A 13,240-nucleotide genomic window follows, 5' to 3' on the forward strand; every position below is an offset into this window, starting at 1 on the left:
AACAAAAAGACCCGCTGATAACAGCGKGTCTTTTTTTATATGTGTAGGCAAATAATGATTACATCATTCCACCCATACCACCACCACCCATAGGAGGCATAGCACCACCTGCAGGAGCTTCTTCCGGATCATCAGCTAAAACAACCTCAGTTGTTAATAACATAGCCGCAATAGAAGCTGCATTTTCTAATGCTACACGACCAACTTTAGTTGGATCGATAACACCAGCTGCAATTAGGTTCTCATATACATCAGTACGGGCATTGTAACCGAAGTCAGCTTTACCTTCTTTAACTTTTTGTACAACGATAGAACCTTCGATACCAGCATTCTGGCAAATCTGACGTAAAGGCTCTTCAATGGCACGACGAATGATCTGGATACCAGTAGTTTCGTCATCATTTGAACCTTTCATGCCTTCTAACGCCTCGATAGCACGGATGAAAGCAACACCACCGCCAGCCACGATACCTTCTTCAACCGCTGCGCGGGTTGCATGTAAAGCATCATCAACACGGTCTTTTTTCTCTTTCATTTCAACTTCAGAAGCTGCACCTACGTAAAGAACTGCAACACCGCCAGCTAATTTAGCCAAACGCTCTTGTAATTTCTCTTTGTCATAATCAGATGTAGTAGTCTCAATTTGAGCTTTGATCTGGTTAACACGAGCTTTGATGTCTTCAGACTGACCAGCACCATTGATGATTGTAGTGTTGTCTTTGTCAACAACAACTTTCTCAGCAGTACCCAAATAAGTAAGGTCAGCATTCTCTAATTTATAACCTCTTTCTTCAGAGATAACAGTACCGCCAGTTAAAATAGCGATGTCTTCTAACATTGCTTTTCTTCTGTCGCCAAAACCTGGGGCTTTAACAGCAACAACTTTCAGAGATCCACGGATTTTGTTAACTACTAAAGTAGCTAAAGCTTCACCGTCTAAATCTTCAGCGATGATCAATAGCGGTTTACCAGTTTGAACTTGTTTTTCTAATACAGGCAACAATTCTTTCATGTTGCTGATTTTTTTGTCGTAGATCAAAATGTAAGGGTTTTCTAATTCCGCTTCCATTTTGTCAGCATTAGTTACAAAATATGGAGATAAGTAACCACGGTCAAATTGCATACCTTCAACTGTTTTTACTTCAGTTTCAGTACCTTTTGCTTCTTCAACAGTAATAACGCCATCTTTACCAACTTTGCCCATAGCCTCAGCGATCAATGCACCAATTACTTCGTCATTGTTAGCAGAGATAGACGCAACTTGTTTGATTTTGTTGTTGTCTTCACCTACAGTTTGCGATTGAGCTTTTAAGTTCTCAACAATTGCAGTAACTGCTTTATCGATACCACGTTTTAAGTCCATTGGATTTGCACCAGCAGCTACGTTTTTAATACCTGCAGTTACAATTGCCTGAGCTAACACAGTTGCAGTTGTCGTTCCGTCACCCGCAATATCAGCAGTTTTAGAAGCTACTTCTTTAACCATTTGAGCACCCATATTTTCAATTGGGTCTTTCAATTCAATTTCTTTAGCTACTGTAACACCATCTTTAGTGATAGCAGGTGAGCCAAATTTTTTGTCAATGATTACGTTACGACCTTTTGGGCCTAAAGTTACTTTTACAGCATTAGCCAAAATGTCAACACCTCTTTTCAGAGAGTCGCGGGCTTCTACATTATATTTTACTTGTTTTGCCATTTTATTTTTTTTGATTCTTGTTTAAGCTGAAATGAATTAAGCATTAACCAATTTCATTTCAATAATTATACTTGGATTAAAGAGTTCCTAAGATATCAGAATCTCTCATAATTAAATACTCAGTACCTTCAATAGTAACTTCAGTGCCACCATATTTACTGTATAAAACCTGATCACCAACCTTAACACTTAATGGGATTAGATTTCCAGTTTGATCAGCATATTTACCAGGTCCTACAGCTACTACTATTCCTTGTTGAGGTTTTTCTTTAGCGGTATCAGGGATATAAATACCAGAAGCTGTTTTTTCTTCTGCAGCAGCAGCTTCAACAACTACTCTATCTGCATTAGGTTTAAAGTTTAAAGCCATAACTTATTATTGTTTTGTTTTTAGATTTATAAATGTAAAAGTAATTTAATTACGCACGAAGTACATATCAGTTTTTGTGCCAAGGGGCTTAAGCTTGACAAATTTACACAGCCTTGTCAGCTAATGGATTAAGGCAAACTATTTTTGTGTCAGAGTGGCAGGGGTAAAAAAAAGCCCGGAAGTGGTATTACTTCCGGGCTTTTGCATTCTTATAGAATATAAGAACTTATTTTTTTGTAGTGTCTGTTGCTGCTGGTGGCGTATTTGCCGGAGCAGGAGCAGTATTGCCGCCACCAATTGGAGATGGAGTAGGAGTCTTGTCAAGTTGTTCCTGAATTTTAGAACCAGCTCCAGTTGCTGATGAGCCGCCTGATTTACCAATAGTTGTAATTGATAAAGTAAGCACTACAACAAGCGCTAATAAAACCCAGGTTCCTTTTTCTAAAACGTCACCTGTACGTTGAACGCCAAACATATTACTGCCAGATCCGCCTGTTGCCAGACCACCACCTTTAGGATTTTGTATCAAAACAAATAGCGCTAAGGCAATACAAACGATGATTAATAAAATAATTAAGAAAAGCATATTATGTTAGGTTGTTAAATTTTTTTTTCTATCGATTGAATAAGGTCGGCAAAGTAACGGCTTTTTTCTGGAAACATCAAACTTAATTTTTCATAAGTCTCTATGGCCTTGTCATAAAGCATCTGCTCAATATAGATGTTTGCCAGCGTTTCAGATACCAGGTCATTATGGTCCTCCGCACTTTTTTTGGCTTTATTCTCGTTATTTATTTGCTCTGGTTTAGGTGGACTTATCTGAGGCTCGTTCTTTATAAAGCTTTCAATAATTTCAGCTCCCTTTGAGCGTTGTTTAAACTCATTTGGCGAATATTCACTTTCTTCTTCATCAAATGGGCTCTGCATGTGAAATATATTCTCCACATATTGCTGCTGAAGCTCATTTGCTTTTTTATTTCTATCCGGTTTTTGCTCCTGCTCTTGCTTAACATGCTTGGGCGAAGCGTAAGGTTGAAATATTTGCTGATGCTCTTTTCTTGTTTTAGCAAGCCACCATAAAAATGTGTAAGGAAGCTGATCATCATCATATTTACTGATCACAATCGTATCATCTTCTTCAACAGGCTCTTCTTCTTTATATTCCTCAATTTGATTCTCAGTAACTTCCGAAGTTTCTGTTACTGGTTCAACTTTGAAATTTTCCTGAAAGGCGAAAAAATCTGTAGCTACAATGTTCTCTAAAACAAGGTCATCCTCTGGGTTCTCTCTGTTTTCTTCAAGAGTAATCGGAGGTGTATCAGCGTAATGATAATCACTTATGTTTACTTCGCCAATTTCATCAAATACTTCCTGGTCATCGCTTATCTTTTGTTCTTCCAATTCAGAAGGAACTTCATCAATTACAAATTCGTCTAAGGTTTCAGGGTTATTACCGAAAGATTCTGAAGGTGAATAGCTGACAACGTTGAAACCTACCGGCTCTAAGCGTTCTGTTTCATGAATAAAATTATGGAGTAGCTGTCCATTCGTGTACAGGGCAGCAGTAGCAAGATTGGCATTGCCCTCATCTGTATTCAAAGTGGCTTTTGCCAGCAGCAGATGAACGGGTTGAAAATAAGGATACTGCTTAACGAGATCTTGAAGCATAACTGTGTCATCCTGAGATGTTTTCTCAGGTACAGCAATTAATCTTGTTAGCTGTTCTTTAATATTCATATCCTGCTCCACGATGCTAAGTTAATAATTGATCTCTATTTTGACCTACCATTGTGCAAAAGCCCTGTTAAAAATATCCTCAATAAGCTGAGCAGTAACATCTTTAATTAAAGCAGGTTCTTGTGCTTGCAGGTTTCCCGCCAGTTTAAAATCTTTATAACGCTCAAAAGATTGCTCAAAGCTTTGTTTGGGATCAAGATTGTTTACGTATTTTACATTAACCGTTATCGATAGCCTGTTTGCACCTGCTGTAGGTTGCTTGTTGTCTGTTATGGCTACAGGGGTGATGCTATATCCGGTAATATTTCCAGAAAAAACACCTTGAGCATCATTCTGTGTAATACTTAAGTTGGTTTGGTTCCTGATACGTGTTTTCAATTCCTCTGTAAATTGTGAGCTTAAGGAAGCTACTACTAAAGGGGCATTGTTTTCAAAAACCTTAACGCTGATTGTTTTCATTTCAGGAGGAATGGAAGTTCCTTTTAGCCCTACTGTACAGCTACTAAAAAAGAATAGTAATATGATTATAGATAGATTTTTCATCCTTAGTTTAAATTCAATTCTTTAATTTTTCTATATAACGTACGTTCGGAGATGCCTAATTCCTGAGCAGCAAATTTGCGCTTTCCTTTGTGTTTTTTCAATGCTTTTTTGATCAGATCAGATTCCTTATCTATTAAAGATAGAGATTCCTCAACTTCTTCTGCTTCATGGGTATAGTTGTAATCCACAGGAGCATTTTGAACAGGCTTTTTAATAGTAAGGGTGGCTTGCTCATTGCCATAAGTCTGATCCACCTCCTGATAAAGCTGATTGATATAATGAGGGTTGTCTGCCATGATGTGCGAAGTATTTCCTCCACTCTGAATGATTTCTGCTACCAGCTTTTTCAATTCCATCATATCTTTTTTCATATCAAAAAGAACCTTGTAAAGGATATCTCTTTCTGTATAATCTTCTTTCGTATTCCCGTTAATTGCTACAGGTAGATTTGTGGCGCTTTCATTAGGGATGTAGTTCAGCAAAGCTGCTGCTGTAACATTCCGGTCTTTCTCCAGAACACAGATCTGTTCGGCAATATTTTTTAACTGACGTACATTTCCCGGCCAACTGTAATTGCTCAAAATCTGTATTGCTTCAGGCTCAAGCTGTATGCCCGGGCTGCGGTATTTATCACTAAAGTCTGCAGAGAATTTTCTGAATAATAAATAAATGTCTTCTTTGCGTTCGTGCAAGGCAGGAATGCGCAATGGAACAGTATTTAATCTATAATATAAATCTTCACGGAATTTACCAGATTTTACACGGTTATAAACATCAACATTGGTTGCTGCAATAATTCGTACATCTGTTTTTTGCACTTTGGATGAGCCGACTCTAAGGTACTCACCGCTTTCAAGGATACGTAACAAACGTGCCTGAGTACCTAAAGGCAATTCTGCAACCTCATCAAGAAAAATGGTGCCTCCGTTTGCTACCTCAAAATAACCTTTGCGGGCTTCATGGGCTCCGGTAAAAGATCCTTTTTCGTGGCCAAATAATTCAGAGTCAATGGTTCCTTCCGGAATGGCCCCGCAGTTTACAGCAATAAAGGCCCCGTGTTTGCGGGTGCTCATCTGGTGGATAATATGAGAGAAAACCTCTTTACCACTACCACTTTCACCCGTAATTAAAACAGACATGTCGGTTGGCGCAACCTGCCTGGCAATATCTATAGCCCGGTTTAATAGCGGAGAACCACCAATTATCCCAAAACGATTTTTTATGTCTTGTACGTCCAATGTAATCTGTGTTTAATTAAACAATTTCAGGCTCTTCAACTACAACAGTTCCTAATAAGGTTGCCGAGGTACAACGGTCTATGTGCACATATACATATTGCCCTGCGCTAACACCTTCTGTTGCCGGGAAAACCACCATTGCATTCTGATCATTTCTGCCGCAGAAATCTTTATCTGATTTTTTTGAAGTCCCTTCCACTAAAATCCTAACAGTTTTTCCAACAAATTGTTGTAAACGATATAAAGAAGTTTCCTGTTGTTTAATCAGGATCTCACTTAACCTGCGTTTTTTAACATCTTCCGGAATATCATCTTCAAACTTACGTGCAGCAAGGGTTCCTGGTCGCTCAGAATAACTAAAGGTAAATGCGAAATCATATTTCACATAGTCCATAATGCTAAGCGTTTCCTGATGTTCTTCTTCTGTTTCTGTACAAAAACCTGCAATAATATCAGATGAAATTGCGCAGTCAGGAATGATATTCCTGATCGCATCAATCCTGTTAATGTACCACTCTCTGGTGTAAGTACGGTTCATTAATTCTAATACCCTGCTACTTCCTGATTGAATAGGCAAGTGTATATAGTTGCATATATTATCGTATTTAGCGATGGTGTATAAAACTTCGTCGGTAATGTCTTTAGGGTGAGAAGTAGAGAAACGAATTCTTAAGTCAGGACTAATCAAAGCTACTTTTTCAAGCAATTGAGCAAAGTTAACTTCAATTTCAGTACTATCATCAGCATCATTACCCTTCCATTTGTATGAATCTACATTCTGACCAAGTAAAGTAACTTCTTTATAGCCCCGGTCAAATAGGTCCTGAGCTTCCGCCATAATCGAATGTGGGTCTCTGCTACGCTCTCTACCTCTTGTAAAAGGAACTACGCAAAAAGAACACATGTTATCACAACCGCGCATAATAGAAATAAATGCGGTAATGCCATTCCCGTTTAACCTAACAGGACTAATGTCTGCATAAGTTTCCTCACGGGATAATAGCACATTTATAGCTTTATGACCACTTTCTACTTCACTTAGCAGTTGTGGCAATTCACGGTATGCATCCGGTCCAACAACTACATCAACCAATTTCTCTTCTTCAAGAAATTTTGATTTCAAACGTTCAGCCATACAGCCCAGAACACCTACAATAAGTTTAGGGTTTCTGCGCTTTTCGGCACCAAATTGCGATAGGCGGTTACGTACTCTTTGTTCTGCGTTTTCACGGATAGAGCAAGTATTTATAAATACTACATCAGCCTCCTTGTAATCACCAGTAGTTTCAAATCCCTGATCTAATAATATAGATGCAACAATTTCGCTATCCGCAAAATTCATTTGGCAACCATAACTTTCAATATACAGTTTGCGGCCATTGCGCACCAAAGGTGCATCAACAATTAAAGCCTCGCCCTGGCGCTCTTCATCATGTGTCTTATCTGTAAGCTGTAAATCAATCATAAATGGTCAATTGTTTTATGGGCTTCAAAAATACGTAATTTAATTTACAAATGACAAATTGGCAGAATGCTAAATGAATATTTTGTGACAATAGCCAGCCTTATTTCTCATTATGGCCTTGATATTGCAGGCTACACAAATATGACGTCCAATAAATCAGGAAAATACAAAGTAATAAAGTGGCTTGTGGGTATTCTTACAGCCTTGATCCTCCTAGTAGGGGGTGTTGCTCTATATTTTAGTGCAAAATGGAAGCCACTACTTACCGAAAAAATAAAAGATGGGGTTTACAACGGTTCTCAGAAACTTTATAGGATTAATTTTAAAGACATTCGCCTTAATCTGATCACCGGAAGTGCAGTACTCGATAGTGTTACTTTAACGCCTGATACTACAGTTTTTAATCAGCTAAAAGAACTTCAGCTTGCTCCTGCTAACTTGTTCCAAATAAAACTGGCGCGTCTACAGTTAAGCAGAATTGGTGTACTTACTGCCTACTTTAAGAAACGGATAAACATGAATTCCATCATTATGGAGCAACCCTCCATTAATATGATTCATTATAAAGTTGTCAAAAAAACAGATACCGCTGCAGATAAGCGCAGTTTGTATGATCAGATATCTAAAACACTAAAATCCATCCATGTAAAGGCCATTAAAATAATAGATGCCGACTTTGATTATATTAACGGAGCTACTTCTAAACCCTTAAATTCAATAAAACATCTAAATATCACTGTTAAAGATCTGCTTATCGATTCTCTTTCTAAGTCTGATACCACACGTTTTTATTATACAAAAGACATCAGTTTTGAATTAACAGGATATAGAGCTACGGGTAAAGATGGGATGTATACTACAAAAATAGATACAGTTGCTGGTTCGGTTAGTAATAAAAATATTCGTATAAAAGGTCTGCAAATGATCCCACTTCATCCAGACTTAGCATTTACCAGAAAATATAAATATGGTAAAGATCGGTACGATTTAAAATTTAATGAAATAACCTTTACAGGAGTAGATTTTAATAAACTAAGTGCTGAAGGCAGTTTATATGCAAGAGCCCTAAAGGTAGGCCCTGCAAATGCGGGCATTTTTGTGAATAGAGAATTGCCTCCTCCCCCTAATTTTGATAAGGCTCATAACTTCCCTCATATTGCACTTAAAAGATTACCTATTGAAACAATTATCGATACCGTTAAGTTATCCAATATCGATGTTGCCTATACAGAGTACAATCCGATCACTCAAAAAAGAGGAACAGTGTATTTCCAGAACCTGACTGGGAATATTCTCAATTTAACTAATGACTCAGTTAGACTTGCAAAGAACAACCATGCTATTGCAAATTTAACAGCACTGGTAATGAAAACCAGCCGTATTAAGGTTACTATAAATTTTAACCTAACAGCTAGAGATGCTTCTTTTACCTACAAAGGGAATGTAGGAGCAATGAACATGCTTGTTTTAAACCCAATGGCAAAGAACATGGGCTTAGTTGAAATAGAAAGCGGACAGATGCAGGGAACTGATTTCGATATTCAAGCCAATATGAAAGGTGCTTCGGGCATTGTTCATTTCTATTATAAAGACCTTAAAATAAAATTGCTTAAAGAAGGTGAAAATGGGGGAATAGGTAAGAAGAAAGGATTTTTATCTTTTCTTGCAAATAGTCTTTTAATTGAAGATGCAAATCCGGGCAAAGGAGCGGCACTAAGAACAGCCAGGGTTACTTTTGAAAGAACACCTGCTGCCTCGTTTTTTAATTTACTTTGGAAAGGTATTTTTATAGGTATGAGGGAGACCGTTGGATTAGGCATTGTTCCCGTGAAAACACCCGAACAAGCAATGGAAAAAGTAAAGGATAAAAAACAGGAACGGCGCGAAAAAAGAGAAGAAAGAAAGAAGAAACGCGCCGAAAGAAAGGCCGAGAAAAAAAAGACTGATACCTAACGCCTGATGAATAAATTCGTATATTAGGTTAAACCACTAAGGCCTATGATCAAAAAAGTCCGAAAGAGTTATAGTACGCTTAAATGGGTTTCCGGGATCATGCTTTTCTTTATTTTACTGTTGGTTGCGGCATCCAGACACCTAAGCGTCAGGTTTCAACCAATAATTAAGGCACAAGTCAGAGACCTCGTTTTAAATGCCACGGACAGCTTGTATAGCATAGAATTTTCTGACGTCGGTACAAATTTTATTACGGGGAGAGCCTCATTGTCAGACGTTAAAATTACCCCCGATACTAATATTCTGAAAAAGATGGTTCGTCTAAAACACGCACCAAATAACATCTATTACATACAGCTAAAAGAGCTGGTTATAAAAAACTTTCATCCTATTGATCTGCTGCGATATAAAAAGGTAAAAATCGACCTCCTATTGTTTGATAATCCGGAAATTATAATGGTAAATAAACAGTTAGAGTTTAATGAACTCAAAAAGCCATTTTCTGATAAATCGCCTTATGACTACATTTCTAAATTTGTAAAGGAGCTTAAAGTAAAAACCATCGACCTTAAAAACATTTCCTTTAAATACGTTAATAAAAACCTAGCCAAACCAGAGATTGATTCCATTAAGAATCTAAATGTCACACTAAAAAACTGGTTGATCGATAAAAACTCAGTTAGGGATACCAGTAGGTTTTATTTGCTTAAAGACGTAGTCATAAATTTAAATAATTACACTTTCGCCACGCCCGATAGTTTGTATCATATCAATCTTAATCAGTTAGATTTTAGAGCATCATCAGGTAAGCTCAATATAAAGAGTTTTAGTGTTGTTCCACGGTACGATGAAATGAAGTTTGGAAAAACAGTAGGTTTTTCAAAAGACAGGTTTGATATTCAGATGAGTGACATTAGTTTAGAAGGCATTAATCTGCCTTTGTATGTTCGTAAACAGGAGCTTTACGCTACCGAGATGAATGTAAACAATGGCTCCGTATCCGTTTTTAATAATAATGAACTTCCTAAAAGAACCGAGATTAAAATAGGGAAATATCCTCATCAACTATTGCAAAAGGTTAAGGGATTGCTTACAGTTAAACAGCTTAATTTAAGTAATATAGATTTGACCTATGCGGAATTCGATAAGGATAGTAAGCAGAAGGGGAGAATCACCTTTGAAAAAACCTCAGGAAGCATAACCAACATAACCAATTCAGAAAAAATCAAAAATAAAAACCCCTATATGTTTGCTAAATTAACGAGCTACATGATGGGACAGGGTAAACTGGATGTGAATTTTAAGTTTAATCTTGCCGCAAATGATGGCGCTTTTTCTTACTCAGGAACTTTGGGCCAGATGGATGGAAGGGTGCTTAATAGAATTACCAAGCCGTTAGGAATGGTTGAAGTGAAAAGCGGGCACGTTAAAAAACTTGAGTTTAATATCGATGCAAATGAAACCCTTGCAACTGGTAAAGTCAAATTTGCTTTTAACGACCTTTCTGTAGCACTGCTTAAAAAAGAAGAAGGGCGTGATCATTTAGTTAAACAGGGGCTAATGTCTTTTTTGGCGAATGCAATGATTATTAATTCAGATAATCCTAAAACAGACGGTGTACTTATAGCGGCATCAATAAAATTTGAACGGGAAAAAACAGCTTCCTTTTTTAGTTTTATCTGGAAAACACTTTTTCAGGGGATAAAGTACAGTGTCGGTGTAACTCCACAAAAGGAAAAAAAGATAAAGGAACAAATAGCGAAATTCGAAAAAATAAAAGCTGACAGAGAAAAACGCAGACTTATCAGACAAAAAAGAAAAGCTACCCGAGAAAAGAGTAGCTTTTAATCCGTCAGTTTTAGTTTACTTTTAATAATTTACCTGCCAGGTCTTCCCATCTGTAATACTGAAATGTTTTGTTGTCACTCATCGCAACAAAAATTCCATGCTTAAAATCGGCATTAAGTGGTTTCGAGTAAATGTCTGAGCCATCACTCTGGTTGGTTGATACCTTAATACTTGTAATGAGTTGGTGGTCGTTCTTATTTTTTACACCTTCTCTGCTATAGACTTTAAAGTGGTTTGCACTTTGATCTGATACCAGGATGTAACCTGTTGTGTCCGTAGTTTTATAGATACTAATGCCCTCATTATCCTCAGTAAAACCCTCTTTGGCAAATAAGGCCAGCTCTTTATTCCCTTTAGCCGGATCAGCATAATATTTGCGAACGCCAAACTGCTCATCTGAGTAATAGATATAGCCCATCTCGTTGTCTACTGCAATCGACTCTATTTCTTTTTTGCCGCTGTAGTTTCCAAATTTGCGCTTCAGGGTTGCCTTGATGTGTCCTGTACCATCGTCTTCAAGCAAATATTGCCATAAATAAGAACCGTCTTTAGGCCCTGTTTTTCTACCGGCAATGGCATAGATTTCACCCTTAGGACTGGTGTACATTGCAATGCCCATCAGGTCTCTGTACATTTCACCTTTCTCACCTTCATAAACGGGAACACCACCATTATCGAGGGGCTTCATATCAGGTAGAGAATAGATGCGGAGTTTATGTGTCATTCTCTCTGTTGTAACTGCTATATCCGTCTTTTTACTTCCAAGCAGCAGACCATATGCGATATCAACGTTATTAGGTCGTTTTAATCCTTTTATAGTCTTGTCCTTAATGATCTTGCCTTTCAGATCAAACACATATAAACCGCCATTTTCGTCTTTGTCAGTTCCAATGATCAATGATTTTGAAGAATCTACCGGGTTAATCCATATTGCCGGATCATCAGAGTCAAATTGCACTGGTTCTGTAGTGTATAAAGGCTTTACCGCGTCATTGGTATCTGTTTTTTGTTGGGTGCAGGCCATGTTTATCGATATAAGCATCGCCGGGAATATAAATATCTGGGTGTATTTATTCATTAGGTATTAATTTAATATTTCTTATTCTTTAAAGTGGTAACTTCTTAATTAAGCTAGTTTGTGCCATATGCACCAATGTAGCCAGATGGGTCAGGTGATTTATAGGTCACCCCATTTAAAACCAGTCCCGAAGCATAATGTCTGGTAAAGTTTGTTGTACCTTTTCCAAGCGCCGGAGAGCCTGGTTTTAAATGGAAATCCCATGCGGTATTAAAAGTTGCATTATCAACCGGAATGTTCAATGGGTAATTTATGAACATAGGATCATTATCCCCGGCTGTTTTGCTGATGATATCATTTGTCCCTGCAATGATCTCTTTTGTTGGTTGGAACTGATCTACAGTAACCTGATTAAATCCATAATAGTAATTATTCCCGAATACAGACCTATCGTCCTCTGGTTTTTTTGTATCTCTTTTAATTCCAAAACGAGTATTTGCAAACATATTGTTATAAACACTTACGCGTACCGTTGCCTCTACCCAGATAGATCCTCCCTTTGCTGTAGGACGTCGCCATCCTGTATTTACCATAGTATTGTTATAAACAACAATGTAAGCCTGCGGTGTGCGGTCGCCACTGTTTGATAACTTTAATGCATTGGTGTTTGTACTGTAAACTAAATTGTAAGCAACATCAGCCACACAGCCAGATTTCAAATTGATGGCCTCGCCACCAGTAACTCCAGTAGTGTAAAAGGAATTGTTTGCGAAAATTACTTTACCACCATCTATGTAAGTACAGTCTTCCTGCAGATTTCTGAAAATGCTATTTGTTACTACTAGTTTGCCATTTACATTCGAAAACCAAAGTGCTGGCAAGTTTTCACCAGCTACTGCCTTGTACAAGTGTTGCTTCACAGAAGTTGAAGCATCAGAAGTTGTTGCACCTGCATATTCTATTATCGTATGGTCAAGCAATAACTCCTCGCAGCTTGGTGCAGCAAGAATTCCTCCCCAAAGCCTTCCAAACTTTTTTGCTTCAGTTCTAAATTCCTCTGCAACTGTAAATTTTATTGGAAAATCTGCAGTACCCTGCGCATATAAATTTCCTTTTACAATAATCTCCGGCTTTGCAACAGTATCCATTACAATTGTAACGCCCTCTTCAATGGTTAAGGATTTGCCCTCTGGAATAATGATATCGCCTTTAATAAATTGTGTACTTCCTTTTAGCCAGATTCCCGAAACCTCACCGGTAACAGTCCCGTTTCCCGTATCAGGATCCACATCAATATTGGCCTTTTTGCATCCTGCAATAACTGATGTTAAAATGGCCAGATAGATAAACAAATGTTTTGCTTTCATTT

11 protein-coding genes are annotated in these 13,240 nt (G+C 37.7%); 2 read left to right on the forward strand and 9 right to left on the reverse strand.

All coding sequences use genetic code 11. The features are described from left to right. Positions 1-58: 58 nt before the first annotated feature. The 7 genes from groL to miaB all read right to left on the reverse strand — a co-directional run bounded on the left by groL (position 59) and on the right by miaB (position 7,052). The gene (gene groL, locus AC1DG9_RS02150; RefSeq protein ID WP_048907795.1) at positions 59-1,699 is read right to left on the reverse strand and encodes a chaperonin GroEL; all 1,641 of its coding nucleotides are present in this window, start codon (positions 1,697-1,699) and stop codon (positions 59-61) included. 76 nt (positions 1,700-1,775) lie between these two features. Beyond that, on the reverse strand, positions 1,776-2,069 hold the full coding sequence (gene groES / locus AC1DG9_RS02155) for a co-chaperone GroES (RefSeq protein ID WP_048907794.1): 294 nt from the start codon (positions 2,067-2,069) through the stop codon (positions 1,776-1,778). 226 nt (positions 2,070-2,295) lie between these two features. Then, positions 2,296-2,655, reverse strand: coding sequence for a preprotein translocase subunit SecG (secG, locus tag AC1DG9_RS02160; protein ID WP_048907793.1), 360 nt, complete (start codon positions 2,653-2,655; stop codon positions 2,296-2,298). 14 nt (positions 2,656-2,669) lie between these two features. Then, positions 2,670-3,806, reverse strand: coding sequence for a hypothetical protein (locus tag AC1DG9_RS02165; protein ID WP_216854417.1), 1,137 nt, complete (start codon positions 3,804-3,806; stop codon positions 2,670-2,672). Positions 3,807-3,851: 45 nt separating this feature from the next. After that, on the reverse strand, positions 3,852-4,349 hold the full coding sequence (locus AC1DG9_RS02170; RefSeq protein WP_172661776.1) for an LptE family protein: 498 nt from the start codon (positions 4,347-4,349) through the stop codon (positions 3,852-3,854). A 2-nt stretch (positions 4,350-4,351) separates the two neighbouring features. Further along, positions 4,352-5,587 (reverse strand): sigma-54 interaction domain-containing protein, encoded by a 1,236-nt coding sequence (locus AC1DG9_RS02175; protein WP_172661775.1) that lies wholly within the window; start codon positions 5,585-5,587, stop codon positions 4,352-4,354. 16 nt (positions 5,588-5,603) lie between these two features. Further along, positions 5,604-7,052, reverse strand: a complete 1,449-nt coding sequence (miaB, locus tag AC1DG9_RS02180) for a tRNA (N6-isopentenyl adenosine(37)-C2)-methylthiotransferase MiaB (RefSeq protein WP_172661772.1) — start codon at positions 7,050-7,052, stop codon at positions 5,604-5,606. A gap of 84 nt (positions 7,053-7,136) precedes the next feature. Between miaB and AC1DG9_RS02185 the strand changes: the two genes are divergently transcribed. After that, a complete protein-coding gene (locus tag AC1DG9_RS02185; RefSeq protein WP_477634258.1) occupies positions 7,137-9,005 on the forward strand; it encodes an AsmA family protein in 1,869 nt (622 codons plus the stop codon). Positions 9,006-9,050: 45 nt separating this feature from the next. Then, on the forward strand, positions 9,051-10,853 hold the full coding sequence (locus tag AC1DG9_RS02190) for a hypothetical protein (RefSeq protein ID WP_172661770.1): 1,803 nt from the start codon (positions 9,051-9,053) through the stop codon (positions 10,851-10,853). 10 nt (positions 10,854-10,863) lie between these two features. Here AC1DG9_RS02190 and AC1DG9_RS02195 read toward each other — a convergent pair whose 3' ends face one another. Further along, the gene (locus tag AC1DG9_RS02195; RefSeq protein ID WP_216854416.1) at positions 10,864-11,931 is read right to left on the reverse strand and encodes a phytase; all 1,068 of its coding nucleotides are present in this window, start codon (positions 11,929-11,931) and stop codon (positions 10,864-10,866) included. A 53-nt stretch (positions 11,932-11,984) separates the two neighbouring features. After that, positions 11,985-13,238 (reverse strand): right-handed parallel beta-helix repeat-containing protein, encoded by a 1,254-nt coding sequence (locus AC1DG9_RS02200; protein ID WP_172661768.1) that lies wholly within the window; start codon positions 13,236-13,238, stop codon positions 11,985-11,987. Positions 13,239-13,240 lie beyond the last annotated feature (2 nt).

It is taken from the genome of Pedobacter sp. 05L430 (assembly GCF_056397585.1).